This window comes from Streptomyces sp. SDr-06 (assembly GCF_003324565.1).
In the GTDB taxonomy this organism is placed as follows: domain Bacteria; phylum Actinomycetota; class Actinomycetes; order Streptomycetales; family Streptomycetaceae; genus Streptomyces.
This window is the reverse complement of sequence record NZ_QOLA01000027.1, coordinates 64,843-89,892: the sequence shown is the minus strand read 5'-3', so window position 1 is coordinate 89,892 and position 25,050 is coordinate 64,843. Positions and strand designations below refer to the sequence as shown.

General features: G+C 70.4%; 27 protein-coding genes. 13 read left to right on the top strand and 14 right to left on the bottom strand.

Translation table 11 applies throughout. The features are described 5' to 3' along the window. Position 1: 1 nt before the first annotated feature. The gene (locus DT019_RS41160; protein ID WP_411292765.1) at positions 2 to 697 is read right to left on the bottom strand and encodes a hypothetical protein; all 696 of its coding nucleotides are present in this window, start codon (positions 695 to 697) and stop codon (positions 2 to 4) included. A gap of 979 nt (positions 698 to 1,676) precedes the next feature. Further along, positions 1,677 to 2,606 (bottom strand): NADP-dependent oxidoreductase, encoded by a 930-nt coding sequence (locus tag DT019_RS34340; RefSeq protein ID WP_114040902.1) that lies wholly within the window; start codon positions 2,604 to 2,606, stop codon positions 1,677 to 1,679. A gap of 118 nt (positions 2,607 to 2,724) precedes the next feature. Between DT019_RS34340 and DT019_RS34335 the strand changes: the two genes are divergently transcribed. Continuing rightward, on the top strand, positions 2,725 to 3,105 hold the full coding sequence (locus DT019_RS34335; protein WP_114040901.1) for a winged helix-turn-helix transcriptional regulator: 381 nt from the start codon (positions 2,725 to 2,727) through the stop codon (positions 3,103 to 3,105). Between the two features lie 512 nt (positions 3,106 to 3,617). On the opposite strand, the gene DT019_RS34330 is transcribed toward DT019_RS34335, so the two are convergent. Together DT019_RS34330 and DT019_RS34325 are read right to left on the bottom strand one after the other, a co-directional pair. Then, positions 3,618 to 4,106 carry a hypothetical protein gene (locus tag DT019_RS34330; protein ID WP_147267381.1) on the bottom strand — a complete coding sequence of 163 codons (489 nt, stop codon included), beginning with the start codon at positions 4,104 to 4,106 and terminating at the stop codon, positions 3,618 to 3,620. Further along, a complete protein-coding gene (locus DT019_RS34325) occupies positions 4,103 to 4,366 on the bottom strand; it encodes a hypothetical protein (protein WP_114040899.1) in 264 nt (87 codons plus the stop codon). Before DT019_RS34325 ends, DT019_RS34330 begins: the two co-directional genes overlap by 4 nt. Positions 4,367 to 4,429: 63 nt before the next feature. On the opposite strand from DT019_RS34325, the gene DT019_RS34320 reads away from it, so the two are divergent. The 6 genes from DT019_RS34320 (at position 4,430) to DT019_RS34295 (ending at position 7,910) form a co-directional block, all read left to right on the top strand. Then, a complete protein-coding gene (locus DT019_RS34320) occupies positions 4,430 to 4,879 on the top strand; it encodes a hypothetical protein (RefSeq protein WP_189390193.1) in 450 nt (149 codons plus the stop codon). A gap of 25 nt (positions 4,880 to 4,904) precedes the next feature. Next, entirely contained in the window at positions 4,905 to 6,245 is a 1,341-nt protein-coding gene (locus DT019_RS34315; RefSeq protein ID WP_189390191.1) for a hypothetical protein, read from the top strand. Positions 6,246 to 6,287: 42 nt separating this feature from the next. Beyond that, positions 6,288 to 6,467: a hypothetical protein gene (locus DT019_RS34310; protein ID WP_114040897.1), complete on the top strand. Its 180-nt coding sequence runs from the start codon at positions 6,288 to 6,290 to the stop codon at positions 6,465 to 6,467. A 205-nt stretch (positions 6,468 to 6,672) separates the two neighbouring features. Then, a complete protein-coding gene (locus tag DT019_RS34305) occupies positions 6,673 to 7,206 on the top strand; it encodes an SMI1/KNR4 family protein (protein WP_223279900.1) in 534 nt (177 codons plus the stop codon). 46 nt (positions 7,207 to 7,252) lie between these two features. After that, on the top strand, positions 7,253 to 7,570 hold the full coding sequence (locus DT019_RS34300; protein WP_223279899.1) for a hypothetical protein: 318 nt from the start codon (positions 7,253 to 7,255) through the stop codon (positions 7,568 to 7,570). Positions 7,571 to 7,700: 130 nt separating this feature from the next. Then, positions 7,701 to 7,910, top strand: a complete 210-nt coding sequence (locus DT019_RS34295; RefSeq protein ID WP_114040895.1) for a hypothetical protein — start codon at positions 7,701 to 7,703, stop codon at positions 7,908 to 7,910. Positions 7,911 to 9,144: 1,234 nt separating this feature from the next. On the opposite strand, the gene DT019_RS34290 is transcribed toward DT019_RS34295, so the two are convergent. Beyond that, positions 9,145 to 10,101: a hypothetical protein gene (locus DT019_RS34290; RefSeq protein WP_114040894.1), complete on the bottom strand. Its 957-nt coding sequence runs from the start codon at positions 10,099 to 10,101 to the stop codon at positions 9,145 to 9,147. A 397-nt stretch (positions 10,102 to 10,498) separates the two neighbouring features. Here DT019_RS34290 and DT019_RS34285 point away from each other — a divergent pair, with 397 nt between their 5' ends. Further along, positions 10,499 to 10,702 (top strand): hypothetical protein, encoded by a 204-nt coding sequence (locus tag DT019_RS34285; RefSeq protein ID WP_114040893.1) that lies wholly within the window; start codon positions 10,499 to 10,501, stop codon positions 10,700 to 10,702. A 522-nt stretch (positions 10,703 to 11,224) separates the two neighbouring features. Here DT019_RS34285 and DT019_RS34275 read toward each other — a convergent pair. Then, positions 11,225 to 11,887 (bottom strand): response regulator, encoded by a 663-nt coding sequence (locus DT019_RS34275; protein WP_114040891.1) that lies wholly within the window; start codon positions 11,885 to 11,887, stop codon positions 11,225 to 11,227. A gap of 82 nt (positions 11,888 to 11,969) precedes the next feature. Next, the gene (locus tag DT019_RS34270) at positions 11,970 to 13,145 is read right to left on the bottom strand and encodes a sensor histidine kinase (RefSeq protein WP_223279898.1); all 1,176 of its coding nucleotides are present in this window, start codon (positions 13,143 to 13,145) and stop codon (positions 11,970 to 11,972) included. 208 nt (positions 13,146 to 13,353) lie between these two features. Here DT019_RS34270 and DT019_RS34265 point away from each other — a divergent pair, with 208 nt between their 5' ends. Both DT019_RS34265 and DT019_RS34260 read left to right on the top strand, forming a co-directional pair. After that, positions 13,354 to 14,274, top strand: coding sequence for an ATP-binding cassette domain-containing protein (locus tag DT019_RS34265; protein WP_189390190.1), 921 nt, complete (start codon positions 13,354 to 13,356; stop codon positions 14,272 to 14,274). Further along, positions 14,271 to 15,095, top strand: a complete 825-nt coding sequence (locus DT019_RS34260; RefSeq protein WP_114040888.1) for an ABC transporter permease — start codon at positions 14,271 to 14,273, stop codon at positions 15,093 to 15,095. Before DT019_RS34265 ends, DT019_RS34260 begins: the two co-directional genes overlap by 4 nt. A gap of 330 nt (positions 15,096 to 15,425) precedes the next feature. Here the strand turns inward: DT019_RS34260 and DT019_RS34255 are convergent, their stop codons facing one another. After that, positions 15,426 to 15,626, bottom strand: a complete 201-nt coding sequence (locus DT019_RS34255; protein ID WP_114040887.1) for a hypothetical protein — start codon at positions 15,624 to 15,626, stop codon at positions 15,426 to 15,428. A 99-nt stretch (positions 15,627 to 15,725) separates the two neighbouring features. Between DT019_RS34255 and DT019_RS39940 the strand changes: the two genes are divergently transcribed. Beyond that, positions 15,726 to 15,896 (top strand): hypothetical protein, encoded by a 171-nt coding sequence (locus tag DT019_RS39940; protein WP_189390188.1) that lies wholly within the window; start codon positions 15,726 to 15,728, stop codon positions 15,894 to 15,896. A 118-nt stretch (positions 15,897 to 16,014) separates the two neighbouring features. Here DT019_RS39940 and DT019_RS34250 read toward each other — a convergent pair whose 3' ends face one another. The 6 genes from DT019_RS34250 to DT019_RS34225 all read right to left on the bottom strand — a co-directional run bounded on the left by DT019_RS34250 (position 16,015) and on the right by DT019_RS34225 (position 22,979). Continuing rightward, positions 16,015 to 16,806 carry a maleylpyruvate isomerase family mycothiol-dependent enzyme gene (locus DT019_RS34250; RefSeq protein WP_114040886.1) on the bottom strand — a complete coding sequence of 264 codons (792 nt, stop codon included), beginning with the start codon at positions 16,804 to 16,806 and terminating at the stop codon, positions 16,015 to 16,017. A 229-nt stretch (positions 16,807 to 17,035) separates the two neighbouring features. Then, entirely contained in the window at positions 17,036 to 17,770 is a 735-nt protein-coding gene (locus DT019_RS34245; RefSeq protein ID WP_147267380.1) for an SDR family NAD(P)-dependent oxidoreductase, read from the bottom strand. Between the two features lie 5 nt (positions 17,771 to 17,775). Continuing rightward, positions 17,776 to 18,702, bottom strand: a complete 927-nt coding sequence (locus DT019_RS34240; RefSeq protein WP_114040884.1) for a mandelate racemase/muconate lactonizing enzyme family protein — start codon at positions 18,700 to 18,702, stop codon at positions 17,776 to 17,778. Between the two features lie 110 nt (positions 18,703 to 18,812). After that, on the bottom strand, positions 18,813 to 20,018 hold the full coding sequence (locus DT019_RS34235) for an ROK family transcriptional regulator (protein WP_189390185.1): 1,206 nt from the start codon (positions 20,016 to 20,018) through the stop codon (positions 18,813 to 18,815). Positions 20,019 to 20,056: 38 nt separating this feature from the next. Beyond that, a complete protein-coding gene (locus DT019_RS34230; RefSeq protein ID WP_223279897.1) occupies positions 20,057 to 21,409 on the bottom strand; it encodes an MFS transporter in 1,353 nt (450 codons plus the stop codon). A 7-nt stretch (positions 21,410 to 21,416) separates the two neighbouring features. Beyond that, the gene (locus DT019_RS34225) at positions 21,417 to 22,979 is read right to left on the bottom strand and encodes a right-handed parallel beta-helix repeat-containing protein (RefSeq protein WP_189390183.1); all 1,563 of its coding nucleotides are present in this window, start codon (positions 22,977 to 22,979) and stop codon (positions 21,417 to 21,419) included. Between the two features lie 192 nt (positions 22,980 to 23,171). On the opposite strand from DT019_RS34225, the gene DT019_RS34220 reads away from it, so the two are divergent. Together DT019_RS34220 and DT019_RS34215 are read left to right on the top strand one after the other, a co-directional pair. After that, the gene (locus tag DT019_RS34220) at positions 23,172 to 23,507 is read left to right on the top strand and encodes a toxin Doc (RefSeq protein WP_114040881.1); all 336 of its coding nucleotides are present in this window, start codon (positions 23,172 to 23,174) and stop codon (positions 23,505 to 23,507) included. A gap of 152 nt (positions 23,508 to 23,659) precedes the next feature. Continuing rightward, complete coding sequence (locus DT019_RS34215) at positions 23,660 to 25,015, top strand: OFA family MFS transporter (RefSeq protein WP_114040918.1); 1,356 nt, start codon at positions 23,660 to 23,662, stop codon at positions 25,013 to 25,015. Positions 25,016 to 25,050: the final 35 nt, after the last annotated feature.

Below are 25,050 nucleotides of genomic sequence, written 5' to 3'. Positions count from 1 at the left end.
CTCAAGACCGGTGGAAAGTGAGGTCGCCGGTCAGCCATAACGCTCCAACGGCATGGTTGTGGTGAAGGATTTCCATGAGCTCGGCAGCGTCCATGAAATCCGGCTCTTCATGGTTCCTGCGGGCGTCCTGAGCCAAATCCTCGTTCCAGGAGGCCAGGTATTCGTCCATCGTCCAGGTACGCCCCTCAGGGTGAGCGGAGTCCACGACGGTGAACCGCCCCGCACGCAGCAACTTCTCCAGCTCCAGGTCCGCCTTCTGCAGGGGCGCCCTGTAGATCTTCTCCAGTTCTGATGTCCGCTGCGCCCCGAGCTCCCGCAGGATCTCCTCCGGCCGGCAAGCAACGTAGTGGGGGTATCGGACCTGGAAGCTGCGCTGCTTGGCCTGCCGCCGACGGATGGCGGCCTTTTTCTTCTTCGACACCGGTGGTCTCCTTCCGCGCCCTGCGGCGCCAGGTGTGCTGGTGAAACAACGCTCTGGTCCGAAGCCACTCACCTCGGACAGCCTGTCACGCCGTCTGCCCCAGGCGCTGCGGCTTCGTCCAACGACCAGCCTTCTCCCGCGGGCCCGGCGCAGCGCGGCAGCCTCGGTCGCCACGGCCTGGCGGCGGGGCTGTGCGCGGGCCTGCTCGATCGGCGCCGGCGCATCGTCCGCGACGACGTCGGGCTCGGGGAACGCCCGGCGCGACAGCTCGCGCATCGCGGCGGTCCGCCGCTCCTCCGCCTTCGCGATGCCCGGGTCAACCCGGCTTGGCCGCGCGACCAGTTGGTGCGCGGCGAGCGCGCGGCGGTAGCCCTCGCACGCCGTCTCCCTGATCCTGACCGGACCGGTGCGTGCGGTCGGGGCTGGGTCTGCCGGGACTGCCGGGTCTGCCGGGTCTGCCGGGTCTGCCGGGTCTGCCGGGTCTGCCGGGTCTGCCGGGTCTGCCGGGTCTGCCGGGTCTGCCGGGTCTGCCGGGTCTGCCGGGACAACATAGGCCGGACCAGGCACTGGTGCAGCGCCGGGCGGCAGGATCCGCAGACCGCGCACCACGGCGCGGCCCGCAGCCTTGCTGGCGACAGCGATGACGCGAGGTCTTGGCCGAGGCTGGCATGCACGTCACCCTGGTGTGAGCAACGAGTCGGCCGCCGGACATCGGCCACAGAAGAACTTGAGGCAGCCAGGGGCGGTCACTCACCTGACCGCCACCCCCTCGGGGCGATCGACAACCAGCTGAGGAAGGGGGTAACGGTCAACCGCAAACCCCGACCACAAGCATCCGGACCATAGGTGCGCCTGCCACGGGGACGGCACCTGGCGGATGGTCTGGGCTCCCAGCGCGGAGCCCGGCGCCCTGGCGGTCACCGCCCTGCGTCACCCAGCCGCCCAGTCGGCGGTCGGTGACCTTCCCAACCCCGACGACGGAGCGCCCGCAACCTGGGCGCCCTGACCTCATGACCAGTACAGCGAAGGCTCGTGTCCCTGCGAACACCGCCGGGACACGGGCATCTTTGCATTCGTGGGCCCCAAGGCGCCCGCAGGGGAAGTGAAGTTCGGCGTCCGCATGACGGTGACCTGCGAGGACTGAGTTGGATGAGACAGGCCCACTCGGTTCGTTAAGACGAAGGCCGAAGCCGGCCTGTGGGGACTCAGAGGACACCTCGGCGGGGCCTCGGTCACGCGAGGCCCGGCCACGGGATCAGACGGTGAGGACGAGCTTGCCCTGGAGGTGACCGCCGTCGAGCAGCCGGTGCGCATCGGCGACGCGCTCGAACGGGAACGTCTCCTGCACGTGGACCCGGAGCCTGCCCTGTTCGACGAGGTCGACGAGACCTCGCAGGGCGACCGGATCGGGTTCGACCGCGATGCCGCTGAAGCGCATGCCGGCCGCCTCGTACCTGGCGATGAGCTCCGAATCCTCCTCGGCGACGGCCGTCACCAAATGACCGCCCGGGCGGAGCACTTCGAGCGACCGGTAGACGGTGTCGCCACCGATCGTGTCGAGCACGACGTCGATGTCGCGGACCGCCTCGGTGAAGTCGACCGCCGTGTAGTCGATCACCTCGTCGGCGCCGAACCCCTCGACGAACTTCCGCTTGGATCCGCTGGCGGTGGTGATCACGTGCGCGCCGAGCGCTTTCGCGATCTGGATCGCGACGTGGCCGACCCCGCCACCGCCGCCGTGGACCAGGACGCGGTCGCCCTCCCGCACGCCGCCGAGGTCGACGAGGCCCTGCCACGCCGTCAGCCCGACGACCGGCAGCGCCGACGCCTCGACGTGCGAGAGCGACGCCGGCTTGCGTGCCAGGTGCAACGCGGGGGCCGACACGACCTCGGCGTATGCGCTCGCCGCCCGCGGGAACAGCGGCATCCCGAACACCTCGTCGCCGGGCCTGAGCCGCCATGTCCCCGGTGCCTCCTCGACCACGCCGCTGATGTCCCAGCCCAGGATGAACGGCGGCCGGCCGATCAGCGGGAACTCGCCGGCGCGTAGGCGCGCCTCCAGCGGGTTCAGCCCGATCGCCTTGACACGGACGAGGACCTCGGTCGGAAGGGGCTGGGGCTCGGGCGCGTCCACGATGGTGAGCACCTCGGGACCGCCGAGCGTCTGCTGGGTGATGACTCGCATGACTCTCCTGGCTTCGGGCTTTGGGCTTTGGGCTTTGCGCTTCGGAAGGGGGAGAGGACCCAGGCTAGGAAGGTGATAGGAACCAGCAGGTACCTTCGGCGCAGGTACCTTTGGCGCCATGAGCGGTTTCGGTCCCGGGGAATCCTTTCTCGCCGACTGTCCGGCGCGTCTGGCGGTCGAGCTGATCGCCGACAAGTGGACGGTCGTCGTGCTCTACGGCCTCAGCAGGGGCCCGGTCCGCCATGGCCAGCTGATCGAGATGATCGGCGGCATCTCCCGCAAGATGCTCACCCAGACCCTCCGCCGGCTCGAGGCGCACGGACTCATCCGCCGCCACGCCTACGCCGAGGTGCCGCCCCGCGTCGAGTACGAGCTCACCCCGCTCGGGGAGACACTGATCGATCCGATCCACATGCTGACCGAGTGGGCGAGAGCGAACGGCGACGCAGTACTCGATGCGCTCGACGCAGACCCCGAGCCGGTGGCCCATGGCGACTGAGCCCCCGCTCCCCGCAGCCCCCTCTCAAACGACCCGGTCTGCGAGTGGCGCCGGGCGCTGGGTTGGTTGACGTGAAGATCGAGGACACGCGAAGACACGGCCTGGTACGGGTTGGTCCGGGCAGCGCTGCAAAGCGCCGAACACCTCACTTCACCGGCAGCCTCCGTGTGCGGGACTGCCACGGCCAGGTGTGACCTGCGTGTGCCTTTCTCTGTCGTTGCGTGAGGAAGGGACGTGGGATCTCACGTCGTGCCTCCGTTCAGTGGATGGAGGTGCGGTGCGGACCCCCGTCCCGGCCGCACTCCTGCCAGGGAGTTGGTCGGCTGGGACGGGGAGTCAACGGGCCCTGCCGTGGCAGGGGCAGGCGCACTGGAGGACTTCGAGGGGCACCGGTCCCGAACGCTGCCGTACGTCGAGCGGGCCTGGACAGTGCGAGTGGCCCTTGGCCCAGCCAAGTTTGTGGGCCTCGCGGCACTCGGGCGTCACGTAGGCCGGACTGGTCCGGGACTGGGTCACGACTCGTCTCCGCTGTCGAGCGCTGCGGCGCCGGCCTCGATCAGCGCGACCACGCGGCCCGGGTCGCACAGGTGGCCGGGCGCCCGCATGGGGACGGCCCAGTAGCTGGCGTGGGTCCCGTCCGGCTCGTGGTCGCCGACGCGCGGAACGCCCACGTAGTGGCCAAGCCCCAAGTGCTGTGCGTACGGGCCGAGGTCCGAGCCCGGCGAGGACGGCACCAGGGCATAGAAGCGGTGGCCGTACGGGTCGTGGATGACGGGGCCGTTCAGCGTGCGCAGGACCGTGATCGCGCTCGCGCCCTCGGCCGCAGCCACGGCATGGACCAGCTCCTCAGTCAGGCGGACGGCTGAGAAGCGGCGCCCGAGAGCGAGGACCGCGACATGGCTTTCCTCCCACTCCTGGCGGGCGTTGCCGGGCCGGTTCAGGCTCTCGGCCAGCCACGCGGTCACGGCTTCTCTCTGTGCGGTGTCGGTTGTGCTGCTCACGACGCCTTCTCTCGCGGACCGGTCTGGACGGGTACGGCGAGGATGTGGGCGATGCGCTCGGCGCAGCTGGCCTCGTGGCCGCGCTCGCCGATTTCGTAACCGAACGAGGTGATGTAGCGCCCCTCAGTCGTGGCAATCTGCTCGGTGAGGTGTGCGCTGAGGGGGTTGGCCGTCCGCAGGGTGGTCTCGCTGTCGTCGAGGGCGGCGCAGAGTCCGCGTTTCTGCAGGTGGCCTGCGAGTTTCTGCAGGTCGGTGTCCATGTAGAGACGATCTCAACAGGGCAGGCTGGGCGGGATATGACACCCTATGACACGGAGTTGATCATGCGGACGGTGGCGATCACGGGCACACGCGAGACCGGACATCGCAGCCTCGACGATTACGCCAGCCTCTTCGAGGCCTACCTGCGGCCCTTCGCGACCGGCGCCCACTTCTACATGGGCGGCGCCAAGGGCATCGACAGCCTGACCCTGCTCTGGCTCGCCGGAAACACCGGCGCCAGGCTTACCGTCGTTACCCCCGGGACAGTGACACAGCAGCCTGCCGACGCCCGACAGGCCATCGCCCGGACGAGGGACCGCATCAAGGAGATCGTCGAGCTGGGAGCGGCCGAGCTGGGCACCCATGCCTACCACGCCCGGAACCGGTGGATGGTCGACCATGCCTCCATGACCATCGGCTTCCCGCATGCCGACGAGCCGACAGGCGGGACGTGGCAGACCCTCAACTACACGGCAGAGCAAGGGAAACCGCGACTGATCGTGCCCGTGTAGCCGGGTTTTGCGCCACGATGGCGTGATGGACGATGGAGCGGCTGGCGCGGCGATGCTGAAGGCGTTGCGAAAACGCCGCGGCCTGTCCCTCGCGGAGACGGCCCGCGCCCTGATCTCCATCGCCGAGCGCCTCGGCCAGCCCCGCACGTCCCTGCCGTCCATCGCCGGGCTGCAGCGCTCGGTCGCCCGCTGGGAGTCCGCACACCCCACCCGTCCTGACGAGCGCCATCAGCTGCTCCTCGCCCACCTGTATGGGCGCACCCCCGCCGGGGCAGTCGCGCTCGGCGCCGGCTCCGACTTCGCCGAACTCATGGACGCGCTCACTCATCTCGGCGAGAGCGCAGCCCAGTTGGCGATGCTGCGCTCGGTGCTCGTGCGGGCGGCCACGGAGCAGGGCGGCGGCATGCTGGCCCTGCTCTCCACCGGCGTCCAGGCCGGGCTCGCCGCGGCGATGGCTGACCCGTCCCGCACCGACGACAACCTGGTCACGGGCCTGGCGGGCGTGGTGTCCGACGTCAACGCGCAGGTGAGCTCGCTTCCGTTCGTGCGGCTCCAGCTGATGCTCGCCCCCGCCCTGGAGGCCTGCCGCCAGCTCCTGACCGGCCCGCTGCCCGACGAACTGGCCTCCCAACTGCGGGGTGTGTCCGTCGCCGCCCACACCCTCGCCGGACGGCTGGCGTTCGAGACCCGTGACGACACCGCCTCCCGCGGCCTGTACGCGGCGGCGACCCGCGAGGCTGGGCTGCTACCGGACCCGTGGCGGCGGGCGACGGTCCACATGAGTCACGCCCTGACCACCCTGTACTCGACCCATGGCCTCGACGGGGCACGCCAGTTGGTGGACACGGCCGTGCGGGATGCGCGGACCGGGGGCAGTGTCGTCGTGCGGGCCCGCGCTCACGCTCTCCAGGCGGAGATCGCCGCCCGCGCCGGTCAGCGGAGACAGGCGGAGGCGGCGCTCGGGCTGGCCTGGTTCGACATGGAGCGCGACCACAGCGGCGACCCGTCGGCGACGTCTTTCGCGGCCGGGCATCTGCGGGGTTTCGAGGGTGTCTGTCAGCTGTGGGTGGGCGACCCGTCCTTGGCACACGACCGTTTCGCTGCTTCGGCCGCCGTGTTGTCGGCACCGCGGGAGCAGGTGCAGCGGGCGATCGTGCGTACTGATCAGGCGTTGGCGCGGATCCGTATGGGCGAGCCGCGTTCGGCGGCGGAGCTGCTGCACGAGTGCTTGCTGACCGCCGCGTCGACGGGCGGCAGGGTTCCGGCGATCCGGTTGCGGCGGGCCCGCCAGGAGCTGCGGCCGTGGCGGCGGGAGGACTGGGTCGCCGACCTCGACGATCACTTGATGGACGTTCTAGGTTCCTGACGCGGCAGCTTCATTGTCAGCCCCCGGGAGTAGCCTTGATCCATGTCTCCCACTCCCCTGCCTTATGGTTCCGTGCGCCCCGCGTCGGTGATCAATGAGGAGATTCGTGCCCTGATCGAGGGCGGTGGGCTCGGCTCGGGCGCGTACCTGGACCTGCTGGTGGAGTGGGCTGCGGCAATGCGCGTCGAGGCGACCCGCGACGATCTCAGTCCCGCCGCTTAAGGAGCCGGACGAAACTGATCAGAGCGCGGACGGGAACGCCGACGCGCCCGGTACGTTCCCTGCCGCCGTGGTGACGCGGTCGAGGACGGCGGGCGTGTGGCCGACGTGCTGGGGCTGCAGCCGTGCGGCAAGCGGGATCCTGCTTGTGCGTTGATACCTCGTGAACGGAGGACGTGACGCCGAGTCGCCTCGCTAATCTGTTCGCGTGACATCGAACGAGGACCGTCGTTTCCCCAGAGCCCTGGCCTCAGCCATGGCGGTCCGGCTCGACTGCATCGGCGAGGACGGAGTCGACTTCGAGCCCTTCGAAGCCTTCCTCACCGCTGACGAGACAACCGACTGGTTCCGGGCATGGACCGGCAACGGCGAGCTGAACGGGGACGACTTCCGGGTATTCGGCCAGGACGGCACTGGTGGGTACGTTGCTTTCTGGCTGATCCGCCCCGGTCAGCAGCTGGTCGAGCAGCCCGTTGTCTTCCTCGGCTCCGAAGGAGAGACGGGCGTCATCGCCCGGAATCTCGCTGCTTTCCTCTGGCTGCTGGCCGACGGCTTCGGCCCATGGGAGGCGTCCACTGCTCACGACCCGGAACCCGGCTGGGTCCCCCGCCCTCATCGCGAACTGGCCGCCATCGCCGAAGAGTTCGCACCGGACAAGCGGGTTCCGGCAGTCACCGTCATCGAGCAGGCGACACAGGAGTTCCCCGACTTCGACGACACCATCACGGAACTCTGCCGCTGAATCCGGTCGCCTGAAGCCGGAAGCGAGTCAGGCCAAGGAGAAAGACATGAAGCAGCTTGCGCAGATGAGCGAGCGCGAATACTTCGCCCATGTCGGCCAACGCCCCGGCATGTTCGTCGGCAAGGCCTCCTTCCACACGCTCACCGCGTTCCTGATCGGCTACGACCAGCACGCGCTCCGGCACGGCGGGCACGGACTCGCCGGCTGGCACGAATGGCTCGTCGCGCGCCGCGGCCGTGACTGCAACCACGCATGGCCCGGCCAAGTCCTCCACATCGCGATCCCGGACGGCTTGAAGAACATAGGGGGACCCACCGCCCGAGGACGAGACACAGGCGATCAAGGACTTGTTCGAACTCCTTGACGAGTTCGCTGCCGAGCGCGAGACGACGCCGATTACCTCACTTTGAGCAAGACGAGACAGACTGCAAGCGAAAGGCGTGAGAGCGGGTAGGGAGATCACCTCAGGACCCGCGACGGATGGAGAAGCGCCTGTGACCAGCGATGAGCTGTATGCCCGCATCACCCAGCTCGAGGCGCAGCTCGCGCAGCGGACGCCGCCGCCGATCGGCGGACAGTCCAGCATTCCCCTGGACCCGATCCGTCACCATGCCTACACCGGCGACGGCGGGCCGTGCACGACCGACCTGTTCGGTGAGACCTGCGGGGAGCCCGCCGACCATCACGAACTGCCTGCTCCCTAGGAGTTGTCGTCGAAGGGTCACGCCCCCATCAGGAGCGAGGCGAGGGTGACGACGCCGGGACAGGTTGGTACTGCCAGACGCCCCGGGTCCGGCTGGCGAGACCGCAACCGGGCCCGGCACGGCAGGCGGCGCGGCCGCCCGCCCCGCTTCGATAAGGGCCTCTACGTCAACACAGCAGCACCGGCCGGGGTTCGGCCACCCCGCCAGGTATCTGGGGCAACGACCTTGTGCCCACTGCGCGAAGTGAGCTGGAGACTTCCCCATCGTCCGGCCACGGCCGAGCGGCCCGCCCTCCTTGGTCTCGCCAAGGTGCTCCGCCGGCCGGCATTGGCCGGAGGGCGGGCTGGTCTACTTTGCACGCCCACGCCGCCTGGCCGGCCTTGTGCCCGTCGGCAGACCATGCCGCGTCCTTTGCTCGCCGCGGTGGCGGTCAAGACCGCTCTGTTCCACTACCACCGGTCCGAGGATGTCGCCCGCGCCAGCGGCACCACGCCCCGCGGGCGACTGCACGGCGGAGCTGACAGCACCGACGCCACTCGCTTCCGCGTGGGCAGAACGGGGAACGTCCTCACCCCGCCAGGCTGCTGTCCTGCGCCTTGCCAGGAGGGTCGCCCAGCAGCTCCGGTAACCACTGTGGGGCGGCTCGCCGACCTCGCAGTGATCGGCCGGGCCATATCGGCGTAAGGCGGCCCGACGTCCTCCAGAGCAGAACACGTGGCCTCCAAGCCGTCTCACAGCAGCGTGGCCGGCCTGCCGCTGGGCGTTGCTGGCCCGCTTCCCCGCAGGGGACGGATCCACGGACTTCCTTCGCCGTCCCCCATGACATGCCGCTCCTCGGCGTCGCCCAACATGTCGCACAGAGAGTGCTGTTGAACGGCGCCTCTACCGCGGGCGACGTACACCTCTCCGTCAGGAATCTCAGCGAAGTCGCCAGTTCGATACCCCCGTTACCCCCCATGCGCGGGTGCTCCTGGCTCTGGCGCGCAACCGAGCCGCACGAGTGCGGGACACAGCAGCGGCGTGCCACCTCAGCGAGCCCGCGCCCAGACGATCCTCAGCGACTTGGAAGCAACCGGCTGCCTCAGCCGTACGCGGGTGAGCCGGCATCCGCGCTACACCCTCCCCCCGCACGGCTCCCTGCGCCGCCCCGCCCCCATGGAGGCCCGGCCTCAGAGCGGCGGCCAGGGCGTTTGCCCCCGACCCGCCCGGGCCGGGGTTGGCGGGGGCAAGGTCGTCAGTCGCGGCGGGTGGCGCGGCGGCGCAGGGCGGCGAAGCCGGCCGCGCCGAGTGCGGCGGCGCCCGCGCCACCGGCGATCAGGGGAGTGTGGTCGCCGGTGTTGTTCGCGGTCTCGGCGCCCGCGGCGACGGGGCCCTTGGGCACAACCGCGGTCTGTGAGGCGTGGTTCGCGAAGGAGGCGGGCTGGGCGGCGGTGATCGGGGCTGCGGGCTTGGCGGCGGTGGCCGGGGCGGGGGCGGCCTTGTCGCCGCAGTTCGTGGGGGGCTTGGGGAAGTTGATGCCCTCCCACGGGATCTGGCCGCCGATGACGCGCATCTGGAACTGGGGGGTCTTCGGGTCGTCGGCGTCCTTGATGCGGGCGCCCCCGGACAGGCCGGTGCGGTTGACGGTGGTGAGGATGTCGAGAGTCTTGCCGTTCGTGGCGTCGAAGAGCTCCGCGACCGGGCCCGCCGGGCCGTTGGAGAGCCGCAGGCTGACTCCGTCGAACGGGGTGCCGGTACCCCACGTGACCGTGCAGTTCTTGATCACTTCGGTGCCGCCGGCGTCGAAGCCGTGCCCGGTGGCCCTGTCACTCCAGGAGTGGACCGCGCCGAAGCTGGTGAGGGTGACCCACATGCCGCGGATCTGCTGGCCGTCCTCGGTCCGTCCGCTGGGGCCGCCGACCTGGAGGCTGCCGATCGGCATGCCCGCATCGGTGTGGAGGTCGAGGAAGTACCAGCCCTTGCCCTTCTGCCACAGCTCCCCCTTGGTCCCGTCGGCCAGCACCGGGTGCCCCACAACTTCCCCGCCCGACGCGGCCGCCCGGGCCGGCGCGGCCGGCTTCGCCGCCCCGGCCGACTGCGGTGCGTCGGCCGCGAACGCGGCGGCCGGGCTCAGCAGGGCACCGGCAAGCGCGGCCGTGGCGACAGCGGCGCGAAGAAGGGTGCGACGACGAGAAACGACGTAGGTCGACATGAACGACTCCATGGAAGAGGGCGGCCGGACGGCCGGAAAAAGAATGAGGAAGGAGAGGTTGCATGCCGCCTCCTCTGCCGGGTGGGGCCGTTGAGGCTGGGCGGGGCTGCAAGAAGAAATCTATGGATCACCTGTCCGAGAAGCGTCCGCTCCATGTCACGGGCCCGTGACAACACCCACCCGCGCACACCAGGCCAGCCGTCCCCAGGCCCTGTCACGGCCCACACCTGAGCGCCCCTGGTGGCTCGTGCCGCGGGGCAGCTTCCCGCCGGGTGGGCCCAGGAGCGGAGCAGGTCGCAGGACCTTGCCCGGGCCGGGAAGGATGTGTTGTAAGTCCTCGGGCCGCCACACCAACAGGACCGAAGTCCGAGAGGTAGGTAAGGACATCGGCTGCGGAATGAACGAAGTGGCCGCTGCCAACGTCGGCTCATACGACTTCGCCGATGCTGCCGTAGAAGACGACCAGGCCAGTGGGCACGCGAGCATCGGCACCCGGAGCACGAACGGCTCCTTGATCATCGTGGCTGGCGATGCGCATCTGTTCCGGCGGGAAACCGTGCTTGCGCTCGAACCCCTCCGTCATCTCGCCGAGCATTCCTGAAACCGTACGCGCCCACGAGGAAGCCAAGCCGCCGACGACGAACGTTCACTCACACGCACCGGTCCTGCCACGACCCTCAGCAACGTAGGGAAGATTGACCCCGCTGGCCAGAAGCCCCGGGCCGCGAGCGGCGTTTGGGCAGTCCGCTCTACGGGGCGAGATGGAACCGGCGGTGAGAACCTTGATCTTCTTGCGGGCGTCCAGGAGGCCGTGTCCGTCGTCCAAGCCCGGCCTGGCGAACTCGTCAAGCAGCGGGTACCCGTCCAGGTTCGTAACCAGCAGGGCCAAGCCGCTCATGAGGGGTGGAGTGCTGGCCACCGAATGGCTCGGCGCGGATGCGCAGGCTGGGGCCGAAGCGCCGACGACGGCTGCTGCCAGTAGGCAGGCTGCGGTCACAATCCGAGTGTTGATCGTGGAGTGTCAACGAATCGGCCGGCGGGTACGGCGCGGGCTTGTGGGCGCAGGTCTGTGGCGAGCGGTGTGGGAGGACGATCGGGGCCCAGCGGCATCACCCCCCACGCTTCAGCGAGACAAGGTGACGAGCCCCATCTCATAGGCGGTGATGACGAGTTGGACCCGGTCCCGGGCGCCCAGCTTGGTGAGCAGCCGCGACACGTGCGACTTGGCGGTGGCCACCGTGATGAAGAGGTCTTCGGCGATTTCGGTGTTCGACCGACCGCGTCCGACCAGGGTCAGCACCTCCCGTTCCCGCTCGGTGATGCCCTCGACCGGGCGTGGGGAGCGCTCCGGGACAGCCGCGGGGCGTCCGATGAAGTCCGCGATCAGACGGCGTGTCACCCTCGGCGCGATCAGTGCGTCGCCGGCGGCGACCACGCGGATCGCCGCGAGGATGTCGTCCAGCGCCATGTCCTTGACCATGAAGCCGCTCGCACCGGCCCGGAGCGCGCCGTAGACGTAGTCATCCTCGTCGAAGGTGGTCAGGACGAGGACGCGTGTGGCTGCCGGACCGGCCGTGATCCGGCGGGTGGCCTCGATCCCGTCCATGCCGGGCATGCGGATGTCCATGACCACGACGTCGGGGTCGGCATCCCTGACCAGCTGGACGGCCTCGGCGCCGGTGGCGGCTTCACCGACGACCTCCAGGTCGCTGTGATCAGCCATGAGCACGCGTAGGCCGGACCGCACCAAGGGCTGGTCGTCGGCGAGTACAACGCGGACGGTCACTGGTGGACCCTCCTGTCTACGGGCTCCGCGAAGGTGCCCATGGCTGGATTCCGGGGAGAACCGGGGTGACGGCCCGCGGTGGTCATCGGCTCTCCACCGGGACTCCGACGGGTGCGGGCAGCGGCAGCCTGGCCGCCACCTGGAAACCGCCCTCAGGGCGGGGCCCGGCGCTGAGGTGACCACCCAGCAGACCGACCCGCTCCCGCATCCCGATGATGCCGAAGCCGTGGGCCGAGCCGTTCCCGGTAGTGCCGCGCCCGTCGTCGACGACCTCCACGGACAGTTCCTCTTCTCCGTAGTTGATGGCCACCCTGCAACGCCCGGTGCCCGCGTGCCGGACCACGTTGGTCAGCGCTTCCTGCACGATGCGGTAGGCGGACAGATCGATGTCGGTGGGCACAGGACGCTGCTCCCCGCTGCGGCGCACCTCGACGTGTACCCCGGCGCCCGCTGTCTCTGCCGCCAGCCGTTCGACGTCCGACAGCCCCGGTGAGGGTGCGAGCGATGCCCCCTCCGAGGGGGCCGCACCTTGGTCGGCCCGGCGGAGCGAGACCAGCGTGCGCCGAAGGCCCGAGAGGGTCTCTCTGCTGGTGGCCTCGATGGCGCGCAGGGCCTCGTGCGCCTGTGCCGGCTGGGTCTGGATGACCCGGCTGCCCACACCGGCCTGGATGGCGATGATGCCGATGCTGTGCGCGACCATGTCGTGCAGCTCCCGCGCGATCCGCAGCCGTTCGGCGGTCACGGCCTCGGCCACCTCCTGTGCGCGCAGCGCCACCGCGTGCTCGCGGCGCTCGCGGCTCAGCAGACCGGCCATGCAGGATGCGGCCAGCGCCAGGAGGGCGATCACCGCGTTGACGGTCAGGTTGTCACCGTGCGCGAAGACGCCGATCACCAGGAGCTGCACGGCGGCAGACACGGCCACGGCCACGACCGAAGCGCGCCGTGCACAGGTGGTGACGATGAAGCCCAGGACGAGGTCCGCCGCCAGATACGACAGGAACTGGCCCTGATACGCGACCGCCAGGCTCTCGTGAACGGAGCTCGGAGTGCCCGCCACCACAGCGGTGGAGCCGAAGAGTGCCAGGGCCAGAGCCAGCAGCGGCATCCGTCGCACCACGCCGGCGAGCAGGCTCCCAGCCAGCACTGCCCCGACACCGTGAACGGTGCCCGACGCCCGCGGCGCGCCCCCCACCAGCAGACCCACCGCGAGGAGGTAAGCGGCGCCCCCCGCCCAGGCCGCAGCGTTGGTTCTCGTCATCGGTGGCATTCCCTCCCGGGAACAATCCCACGGTGCGCGACGCACGTAGGCAACAAGGTGATCGTCATGGGGTGCACGCCGCGAGACTAACTTGCCACCACCGGCGCGGCATCAGCCCGGGGACGTACGCCCACGGGCCAACCCGGCCGCCCGATTGCCGCCCACGGCCCCATGTCCGGGCGGGGGTCCTCTCGGCAGTGTGGGTGCCGTGATCGAAGTCAGCGAACTCACCAAGCGCTACGGCAGCAAGACGGCCGTCGACCATCTGTCCTTCACCGTGCGGCCGGGCCAGGTCACCGGATTCCTCGGCCCCAATGGCGCCGGCAAGTCCACCACCCTGCGGATGATCCTCGGCCTGGACACGCCCACCACCGGCGCCGCCACCGTCAGCGGCGTCCCCTTCCACCACCACCCGCGCGGACTGCGACACGTCGGCGCCCTTCTCGACGCCGGACATGTCCACGGCGGACGCAGCGCCGCCGCCCACCTGTCCGCCCTGGCCCGCAGCAACGGCATACCGCGGCGCAGGGTGGAAGAGGTGCTTCAGGAGGTGGGGCTGGCCGAGGTGGCCGGCCGCCGCATCGGCGGCTTCTCCCTCGGCATGAAGCAGCGCCTGGGCATCGCCACCGCACTGCTCGGCGACCCGCCCGTGCTCATGTTCGACGAGCCGATCAACGGCATGGACCCGGAGGGCGTGCTCTGGGTACGCCGGCTCTTCCGGCGCCTGGCCGCCGAGGGGCGCACGGTCTTCCTCTCCAGCCACCTGATGTCCGAGATGGAGAACACCGCCGACCATCTGGTCGTCATCGGCCGGGGCCGCCTCATCGCCGCCGAGCCGCTCCGGGACTTCGCGGCGCGCGGCACCCGTAACAGCGTCGTGGTCGCAACACCGCAGGCCGCCGAGCTGGCAGCGGTGCTCACCACGGCGGGCGCCTCCGTCGAGCCCGAGGGCTCGGCGGGCGCCGAAAAGCTCGCCGTGACCGGGCTCCCGGCGGACCGGATCGGCGCGCTCGCCTTCGAACACCACATCCGGCTGGACGAACTGACCACCCGTACCGCCTCGCTGGAGGCAGCCTTCATGGAACTCACCGCCGACAGCACCGAATACCTGGCAGGACAGCCCCGATGAGCACACTCGCCTCCGCCCCCCAGGCCACCCCCGCCGCCGGGGTGCCCGCCCGCTTCCGCGACCTCCTCGCCTCCGAGTGGATCAAGACCCGGTCCCTGCGCTCCACCCCGTGGACGCTCGCGCTCACCGTCCTGTTCGTCATCGGCTCCGCCGCCGTGGCCTCGCTGGCGGACAAGGGCGCGGGCTCCGGACCTGCTGAGTTCCGGCCCTACGACGCCTACCCGGCAGGCGGCTACTGGACGCTGATACTCGTCGCCAGCAGCATGGGTGCCCTCACCGTCGTGAGCGAGTACAGCAGCGGCCTGATCCGCACCACCACCGTGGCCGTCCCGGCCCGCGGCTCGGTCGTACTGGCCAAGGCGGCCGTCACCGCCGCGCTGTGGACCGCGGTCGGCACGGCCGCCTCCACCGGTTCCTTCCTGGTCGCCCAGGCCATCCTGGACGGGCACCATGCCGGCGTTCCGATCACCCACCCCGGGGTGTTGCGGCCGCTGCTGGCCTCCGCGTTGCTGGCCCCGGTCTGCGCCCTGGTCGGTCTGGGCCTCGGGGTTCTGCTCCGGCACGCCGCCGGGACCATGGTCACCGCCGTCTTCACCCTGCTGATGCTGCCCCCCATGTTCTCGGAGACCAATCGCTGGTCGGCGGACATCAAGCACACACTGGTGGCGGCCGCATGGAGTCGGCTCGTCCAGACCTGGGAGCCGGATCCTGGATCCCTGCGCTACACAGCCACGGTCTCCGGCTCCTGGATGGCGTACGCGCTCTGGCCGCTGGTCACGGTCGCACTCGCCGTTCTCGTCGTGAGGCGCCGCGACGTGTGAGTGTGCCTCCAGGGGGCGAGGTCCCGGTGGCGCGTCGCAGCCTTGATGACGGACTCTCATAAATGACCTGGCCTCCGCGGCAAGAGGCCCCGAAGGGGCCTGGCCATGGGCGGTGAATCACTGGCTGACTCCGTCCAACTCCATTCTTGACAGCCGGACATCCGCCGCGCGAACGCCAAGTCGAGAGTCGGTGCCGGCCGTGCGCGTCCGTCAGCGGAGCGCTCATGCAACGCTGTCGTCCGACCCAAGGGCGGGCGCAGCGGCGGCTGGTACGTGCGATCTACGGTACGGCGAGCGTGCGTCAGCAGGCTCGGTTGTCGCCGTGGTCCTTCAGAACAGGCCGTCCTGATCCGGCTCCTCGCGGGGCAACGGACCGACGTCCTCACCCTTCCACTTCGCCTCCAGGTGCTTGCGCCAGCCCGTCGGAGGAGGCCAGGGGACGCCCCACTCCGCGAGCTGCTTCTTCGACCAGCCGCCGTTGGGAGTCCGCGCGGCGGTCACCTCGTCAGGGGAGGGCACGTAGTTGACCATGCAGGGATGCTGCCCCAGCACACGGCCGCGGTGCCACAGAGAACACCCCAACGCGGTTGGTGTGGTCCCCGCTACGGCCAGCGGTGCGACGAGTACCCCGTGGCCTCCACCTACGAAGGTGCCGCCAAAGCCGAGTACGAGGCCTACTCGGATCCGTACGCCTACTCGGTCAGGCTCGTCGACGCCGACCAGAACCGCGCAGATCCCAAGCCGAGCCACTGCGGCCGGAGTGCCTCAGCCGCCCCCGCCGTGCCGGCCGCGGGGCAGTGATCAACCACGGATTCCTCAGACGAGTACGCCGACGAGCTCCCGCTCACCAGCCGCCAGCAGCTCTGCTCCCCGCGGCCTGAGACCGTCTCAGCGAACGGGCACCGTCGTCGACCACGCCTTACGCGGTCGGGTCCCAGGCGAAGAGCCGCTCGAAGATGCCCTGGTCACCGTCGATCTTCACCGAGTCCAGCGAAGTGCGTCCGTAGAACCACAGGACCAGCTCACCGGCCGTACCCCGGGCGGAGGCGTCGGCCGGGGCCTGGGCCTCGCCCTCGCCGGCAGCCGGGAGGCGGACGGCGCGGGCGCCGTCCGCCTCGACCGTGAAGCGCCAGGAGCGGCCCTCGGTGGCGTGGTAGTCGACGACGGCCGGTTCGTGCGGCCAGGAGCCCGACCACGCGCAGCAGGTGAACAGGAAGTCCTCGACGCCATCCAGCGCCACCTCCGCCGGCAGCGGCTGCGCGGCGCCCACGGTGAGCTGGGCGTCATAGGTGTGCATCGCGATCTCCTGGAGCTGGTGCCGGGCGACGGCGCCGCTGGTCCGCGGCGACTGCGAGGCGCCCCACCACGTCCAGCACCCGGCGTCCGGGCCGGCCTCCCGCAAAGTGTCCAGCAACTCCTGCGTCGACGCGGCCAGCCAGTCCACCAACGCCGCGCGCTCCCGGGGCGCCTGCGCCGCGGCGCGCGCCGCCACGGCCTCGGCCGGCGGCGCGTCGGCCGGACCGGCCGCGACGACGGCGGACCAGAACGGGCGGCCCGAGCCCACGTGTCGCGCCAGGTCGAACAGCGTCCACTCGGGGCAGGTCGGCACCTGCACATCCAGGCTGGGCGCGGCGGCAATCGCGGCCCGGAAGGCCGTCGCCCGCTCGTCGATCAGCCGCAGCAGGTCGGGGAGTTCAAGATTCTTCTGCACACGGCTGTCTATCACCGCACTCCGGCGACCGAAAGCGAATTTCCCAGCCGCCGCCTGCCGACGCCGCCGTCCCCACCATCCGCCCGCGTCGCCGCCGACCTCGAACCGCCTTCGAAACCAGGTCTATCGCGGCCAACTGTGACCAGACCCACGACCGGCCTGGCCACCAGTCACGACGAGCACCGTTGCAGTGCCAAGTTCGGCATGCCGACAGCGTCGACGCCCACGTCTACTCGCGGCGCCCAAGATGCACCTCCGGCAGGACGGCCAAAGCCCCTCCGTCCACCGGCAGGCAGACCCCGTTGACGTACGAGGACGAGGGTCCCGCAAGGAAGGCGACCACCTCGGCGATCTCCTCGGGGGAGCACAGGCGGTCCAGTGGGTAGGCCGCCCGGACGCGTTCGCGCGCCGTGGCCTCTCGCCAACGGTGGGCGTTGCGTGGCACGGCGACGAAACCGGGCTCGACCACATTGGTGCGGACCCCGAGGTGCCCCCACTCGGTGGCCGCCGCACGCGCCAGCGCCCCAAGTCCCGCCTTTGCCACGGCGTACGGGGCGAAGCCGGGCGCGGCGCCGTGCGCGTGCACCGAGCCGACGAGGACGATGGACGCGGGCGCTCCGGCGGGCTTGCGCCGGACCAGTGCGGCGGCCGCTTGCCACGCTGACACGAGCCCCTCGTTGAACACCCGGTGCCAATGCCGGGGCTCCAGCTCCCCCAGCGGGGCCCGATGTTCGCTGAGCACCGCGTGTACGAGCATCGAAGGAGGTTCGGGGGCCGCGTCCAAGGCTGCGGCGAGCAGGTCTTCGTCGGTCGCGTCGCCTGTGAACGAAACCGCTACGCCAGGGAGTTGGGCCACGGCAGGATCCCGGTCCACGGCGACGACGGTCGTACCGTCGGCGATCAGGCGGGCGACGACGGCCCGGCCTATGCCACCCGCTGCACCGATGACGAGTGCGGTGGTCATGGTGTTCACCTTTCTGTCGTACGGGGCGTGATGCCGATCCCCGGTTCCGGACGGAGCTCGTAGGTCGCCCCCGTGATGGGTTCCGGCGGCGTGACCGTCGCTGGGCGCCAGGGCACCTCGCCGAACATGACCTCCAGGGGCGGCCCGTCGGACGGCAGAAGCGCGCTGACGTGGGCGCTGGCCGCCGTCGCCACCGGGCCGCTCGGGTTGTGGGGTGAGAGGGCGACCCCGTGCTCCGCTGCCAGAGCCGCGAGCCGCAGGACGTGCAGGGGGCCTCCCGCGTGCTTCACGTCCGGCATCAACACGTCCAGCGCGCCCGACCGCAGTGCGGGCAGCACCTGGGCAGGGGTGGCCGCGAACTCCCCGCCGGCCAGGGGCGCGTCGATCGCCGCGCGGACGCGGCGTAGGCCCTCGATGTCGTCGAGGCGGACCGCGTCCTCCAGCCAGCCCAGTCGAAGGTCGGTGAACGCCGCTGCGTGCTTGGTCAGTTGATCGGCCGTCAGCAGGTGGTGTGCGTCCAGCAGGAGGGTCCGCTCCGGGCCGATGGCCTCGCGGACGGCTCGCGCGATGTCCAAGCCGCGGGCGATCCGGTCAGAGCCGGTGAACCCGTCGAAGGGGGCGACCTTGACCGTCGCATAACCCGCTGCGATCGCCTGACGGGCTGTGTCGGCGGCGGCCTGCGGGGTGCGCGTGCGCAGCGTGCGGTTGATGTTGGCGTAGAGCGGGATCGTCCTGCGCAGCACCGGGCGGCCGGTTCGCTCGGCCAGCCAGTCCGCGAGGGGCAGGCCCGCCTGCCGTGCGGCCGCGTCCGCCTCGGCCGTGCGCAGGCCTCCTGCCACAGTGCGGCCGTCGAACGTGTCGGGCAGGAGGGCACTGCTCGCTGCCGCCATCGTGAGCAGACGGGCAGCCTCGGCCTCCGGGATGTCCGACATTTCGCCCCACCCGCATCCCTGTTGGACCAAGAGCCAGGTCGTGCGCTCGGTGACGCGGACGCGGATCGGACGGCGCGGAACGGTACATGACGCGTCGGCGGGCGCTGTGGTCACGGCCGGCCCGGCCTTTCCGCCACGCGCGTGGCATCCGCGGTCTCGTAGGCCAACGGGTCGGCGTAGTAGGCCGACAGGAGCAGCGCTCCGGAGGAGGCGGCCAGTGCGTGCGGGCCGAGCGCGGTGGGCCGGACACGGTCGGGTTCCCAGGAGCCGCCGACGAGGCGGGCCGCTTCGTCGCGTACTTCGTCCGTGTAGGGCAGGACCCCGCCGGACAGGACGATCAGGGAGGGATCGAAGAGGTCCACGAGGTGGGCGACGGCCGTGCCGATCTGCCGGGCCCGTTCGCGCAGCAGCCTGTCGGCCGCTTCCGTCCCGGTGGCCGCCAGGACGTGGAGTCGGGCGAGACCCTCGTCCGCCGTCACGATCCCCGCGTTGGCCGCGGCGTCGACCACGGCTCGGTCGGATGCCACGGCCTGGAGCACGCCGCGGCGACCGCACGCACAGGCCGGGCCGGCCGCGCCGACCGGCAGGTGCCCGATCATTCCGGCGGCGGACCGCGCCCCCGTGTGGATCCGGCGGCCCATGGCGAGGGCCGCGTCGATCACGTTGCCGGTGAACAGGTGCACCGATGTCTCGGCGCCGCGCGCGCACCCGAACCAGACCTCGGCGGTGGCCTGGGCGCGGGCACCCGAGTCCACCAGGACCGGCAGGTCCGGGCCGAGTGCCCGGGTCAGGAGCGCGCGCAGCGGCACGTTCCGCCAGCCCAGCGCCTCGTTGTCGACGACGACTCCGGTGGCCGGCTCGACCCAGCCACCGGTCGCCACCCCGACACCGAGTACGGGCACGGTGCCCGCCTCCTTGCGCAGGTCCGTCACCAAGTCGGCTGCTCCCTCGATGAGTTGGGGTATGTGTCCCGGGCTCCGCTCGTGAGTACGCACCTGATGGACTCGGCCCCGAAGATCTACCAGGCCCGCGGTCGTACGCTGCCGCCCCACATGCACGCCGATCGCATACCGCGCACGGGGCACCAGATCGACGGGTATCCGGGGACGGCCGCCGGCGCCGGGCACCGCGGGCAGCTCGCGCAGCAGACCGGCGGCGACCAGAGGCGCCACGATCCGGCTGACCGTGCCCGCCGCCAGGCCGAGGCGCTCGGTCAGGTCGGCGCGGGGCAGAGGACCCGCGTCGAGTACGGCTCGCAGTGCGGCGGCGGTGTTGGCACGGCGCAGGCCCGCGGGTGTGCGGTGGTCGTCGGTCACGTGGCTCCGTTCCTGGGTTCGGGGTTCTCTCAACTCGGCTATGCCTGATGCACGTTGACTTCCTCCAGTTCTTTTCCGGTGGTGGCGAGGAACGGCGAGGCCGCGACGATGATCGCGGCCAGCACATAGGCACATGCGTAGAGGGCGACGGTCCGCAGCCCGAACCTTTCCAGGAGGTTGGGGACGAGCACCACGTTCAGGGCGATCATCAGGCGAGTGACGGCCTGGGCGATGCCGGACCCGATACCGCGCAGGTGTGTCGGGAACGCCTCCGACGACCACACCCAGGAGAGGACGCCGGGTCCGAACCATGTGAGCAGGGAGTACAGGACGTAGAACGTCAGCAGAAGTCCGTAGGCCTTCGGGCCGAGGAAAGCGATGCCGAGGCCGGCGGCGAAGACGCCGAGGCAGGCCCAGATGCCCAGGGTCCTGCGGTTGACGCGGTCGATGAGCTGGGCGCCCGCGACGACCGCGATCAGGCCCGCGGCGAATCCGGCCAGCGAGAACCACAGCGAGTTCTTCGCGCCGATACCACTGGCCTCCATCACGAGCGGGCCCGCGACGGTGGCGACGGCGCCGCCAAAGGCCTGCAGCGCGAAGAAGCCGGTGACGGCAGCGAGCCGCCGTCCGGCACCTTGGCCGAACAGTTCCCCCAGGTCCCGCTTCTTCTCGACGGGTCCGGCCGGTGCGGGCGGCTCCTCGACACCGAGCAGTGCGAACACCTGACGAGCCTCCTCGTGGCGCCCCTGCGCCCGCAGCCAGCGCGGCGATTCGGGCAGGAACTGACGGGCAATCAGCACGACGAGCGCAGGGATCGCGGCGAGCCCGAACAGCCAGCGCCAGGTGTTCGCGCCCGCCACGTCGCGCAGCGTGAGCGCGATCAGCACGCTGGTGATCGCGCCGCCCAGCCACATCATGTTCGGTAGCGAGCCCGCGATCCGGCCGCGCCGGGCCTTCGGCGCGATCTCCGTGAGGAACGCGTGTGAGGTCGGGATGTCCATGCCGACGGCGACCCCGATCAAGAACCGGGCCAGCATCAGCTGCCAGACCTCGGTGACGAACGCGGCGGCGAGCGAGGCGACGACGAAGAAGACCAGGTTGATGACGAAGATGACCTTGCGTCCGCACCGGTCGGAGAGGTCGCCGAACACGACGAGGCCGACCGCCGCACCGATGAACGCGATGGCCCCGAGCCAGCCGACCTGCCCCGCCGTCAAGTCGAAGGCGGGTTTGAGGAAGAGCAGGGCCGAGCCCATGACGAGCAGGTCGTAACCGTCGATGAACTCGCCGAATGCGACCAGCCGCGGCGTCCAGCGCCTGGCGAACCGCGCTCTCTCGGGGCTGATGCCCCCGGGGGCCGGGGCGCTCGTAAGGGAAGGGGTGGTGGTCATGGAAGCGTCAGGGTCCTTCGTGGAAGCCGATGGAGGGCGGGGAGGCGAGGGGGGCCCCGAAGTAGTCCCGGCCGCCGTTGCCGGATATCGGGCTGCCCGAGCCGAGCGCGGGAGAGCCGGGCAGCAGCTTGAAAGCGGCCGGGTCGTGCGACGTGGCGGAGGGCGCGGCGAGCAGGGGTGCCGAGGTGACGGTGGCGGTCGCGGCGGCCGGGACGGGCACCTGATAGAGGAGATTGTGGTCGATGCGGAACGACGAGTCGTTCAGCGTCCACTGCGCCGAGGCCGGCGAACTGCCGCCCCGGAGCAGGTTGTTGGTGAAGGCAACGTCCAACTCGTTGTCCTTCGCATCGGATTCCGTGACGATCTGGTGGTGGGAGTCGTCGGGCAGCTGGACCGTGTTGTTGTAGATCTGCCCGCGCACCAGGCCGCCGGCGCACACCTGGAACGTGCGGGCGTGGTCGTTCACCGAGAGGTTGTAGCGAATCACGAAGTCCTTGCTCTGCCCCGGCACGCCGGCGCCGTAGGGGCACAGCAGGAAGAAACCGCCTGCGTTGTCGTGGGACACGTTGTACTGGAACGTGATGTGGTTCGTGGAGTGGTCGACGTCGTATGCCTGACCGTCCGCGGTGGTGTTGCCGTGGGCGGACCGGTTGTACTGGAAGGTGACCCAGTCGCTGTTGGCCGTCCACATGCCCGCGTTGACGGAGCCGGCACGTTCGTTGAACTCGTCCAGGTCGTTGCGCTGCACCAGTGCGTCGCTGCTGGTCTTGACGACGAGGCCGTCGCCGCCGATGTCGGTGAGGGTGTTGTCCTGGATCACGGTCCCGGTGTGAGGATGCCAGGCAGCGGTGCACAGCGAGGTCCAGAAGCCGACCATGTCCGGTCTGCGGCACCAGTTCGACCAGAAGTAGATGCCGGCCCGGTCCACGCCGTGAATGTCGTTGTCGGCGATCCGCATCCCCTTGAAGGCGGAAGGGGTTGTGCTCCCGAGCGCTTCGACGACGATGCCGCCGGACGCTCCCGCGTACTTCCCGTTGGCGGCGGCGCCACCCGTCTTGGCGGGAAGTGTGCCGCGCACGTCGTGGATGTCGAGACGCTGAAGGACGACTCCGGTCAGGTCTCCGGAGTCGACGGCCTGTGCCCATACACCGCGGCGTGCGGTCGTGTTGTCGCCGGGCGCGATCAGCTCCAGGTCCTGGACGGTCACGTACGACGCGTTCTTGAGCCAGACCGCGGCGTAGTTGCCGTTCGCATCGATGCGGGCGGCACCCCCCGTCCCGTATCTCCCGTACGTGACGGGCGCGCTCACCGACCCGGAAAAGCGCGCGTACAGCTGGCCCTTGCACGTGACCCCGCGCTTGAACAGCAGGGCGTCGCCCGGCGCGAGGGTCAGGGCGTTGGCCGCCGGCATGGAGTTGATCGGGGACGTCAGGGAGCCGGTGCCGTTCGTCGCGGCGGAGCAGTCGACGTAGTACGTGGTCGGCGCAGCCAACGCGGGACCGGCTGGAGCAAGTTGGGCGGCACCGGCAAGCGCGGCGAGGGCCAAGGCGAAGGGGCGGAGCACGGTCACACCTCCAAGTTGTGTGTGGAAAGAAAATAAGTCCACGGGAGGTGCGTCAAGGGGCTGTGCCGGAGCTGTCATGCGCTTGCAATACGTGGCGTGGCCGGTCTGGGTCCCGCCGGGATCAGTGATCACGGACCTCCGCCTGAGCATCGTGGCCACCAGACAGGCCCGGCCGGACGGGTACGGAAAGGTCACACTGTGAAGCAGGCCGCGTTCCTGCCCAAAGCCCTCGACGTCAGCGACTTCTCCGGCCTGGTCGCCGCGGTGGCGCGCCACAAGGTCAACACTCCATGGCTCGGTTACCTACCCGATGCCTCCTGGCGCGCGGCGGCGCTCTTCCACGAGATCGTCAGCGTGCGACCGCTGCCCGCACGCAACCCGGCCTTCGCCGCGCTCATCGCGATCTCCTACATGCGGGCCTGTGGCGAAGGGCTCGTCGAGCCCTACGGCGGTTTCATCGACCTCGCCCGTGAAGTACGCGCGGGAGCCGACGTGTTCACCTGCGCCGAGAGGATCCGCGGCTGGCGTCTGTAGGCCACGCGGCTCGCCACCGTCGTCAGCCCGGCTCCAGCGGGAGCGGCCGCAGCTCTTCGCCATCGCGGCCGGGATCTGTGGATGCGATGCGCCTGTTGCGCCGACGGCTGGCAGTCTTCCGCGCGTTGCCGGTCTGCTGTACGGTCCGCGGCATGCTCGCCCGCTCGCGCACGCCGTCCCCACAGGGGTGGAGCCGCTGGCTCGTGCCGCCCGCCGCGCTCTCCATCCACCTCGCCATCGGCCAGGCGTACGCCTGGAGCGTCTTCAAACCGCCCCTGGAATCCTCGCTCGGCCTGTCGGGCACCGCGTCCGCCCTGCCGTTCCAGCTCGCCATCGTCATGCTCGGCCTGTCCGCGGCCTTCGGCGGCACCCTCGTGGAGCGCAACGGGCCCCGGTGGGCGATGGCCGTCTCAGCGGTCTGCTTCTCCTCCGGGTTCCTGGTCGCCGCGCTCGGCGCCGCCACTCGCCAGTACTGGCTCGTGGTCCTCGGCTACGGCTTCATCGGCGGCATCGGACTCGGCATCGGCTACATCTCGCCGGTCTCCACCCTCATCAAATGGTTCCCCGACCGGCCGGGCATGGCCACCGGCATCGCCATCATGGGGTTCGGCGGCGGCGCCCTCATCGCGGCGCCCCTCTCCACCCAGCTGCTCTCCTCCTTCGGCGCGGACTCGGCAGGCATCGCGCGGACCTTTCTCGTGATGGGGGCCGGCTACGCGGTCTTCATGACGCTCGGCGTGCTCCTGGTGCGGCTGCCCCCGGACGGCTGGCGGCCCCCCTCGCTTCCGGCGAGCGACGCCCCGACCGCCACCCACCAGGTCTCCGCCCGCAACGCCGTGCGCACCCCGCAGTTCTGGTGCCTGTGGGTTGTGCTCTGTATGAACGTGACCGCCGGAATCGGCATCCTGGAGAAGGCCGCGCCGATGATCAGGGACTTCTTCGCCGGTACGACGTCATCAGTCGCGGCGCCCGCCGCCGCGGGCTTCGTCGGGCTGCTCTCGCTCGCCAACATGCTCGGCCGCATCCTGTGGTCCTCGGCCTCCGACGTCCTCGGCCGCAAGAACGTCTACCGCGCCTACCTCGGCCTCGGAGCGCTGATGTACCTGCTCATCGCGCTCACCGGCAACGCCTCGAAGCCGCTGTTCATCATCTGCGCCGCCGTCATCCTCTCCTTCTACGGCGGCGGCTTCGCCACCATCCCCGCCTACCTCAAGGACCTCTTCGGCACCTACCAGGTCGGCGCGATCCACGGCCGGCTCCTCACGGCCTGGTCCACCGCGGGCGTCCTCGGCCCGCTGATCGTCAACGCCATCGCCGACGCGCAGAAGCATGCCGGACGCACCGGACCCGCCCTCTACACCACCTCCTTCTTCATCATGATCGGGCTCCTCGCGGTGGGCTTCGCGGCCAACGAACTGGTACGCCCCGTCCACCCGCGCCACCATGAACCCCCCGCCGCCGCAGGCGAATCGGCACTCCTCACCCCGGAGGAGGGAGCACTGTCATGACCGTCCGCAAAAGAGCCTTGTTCGCCGTCGCCTGG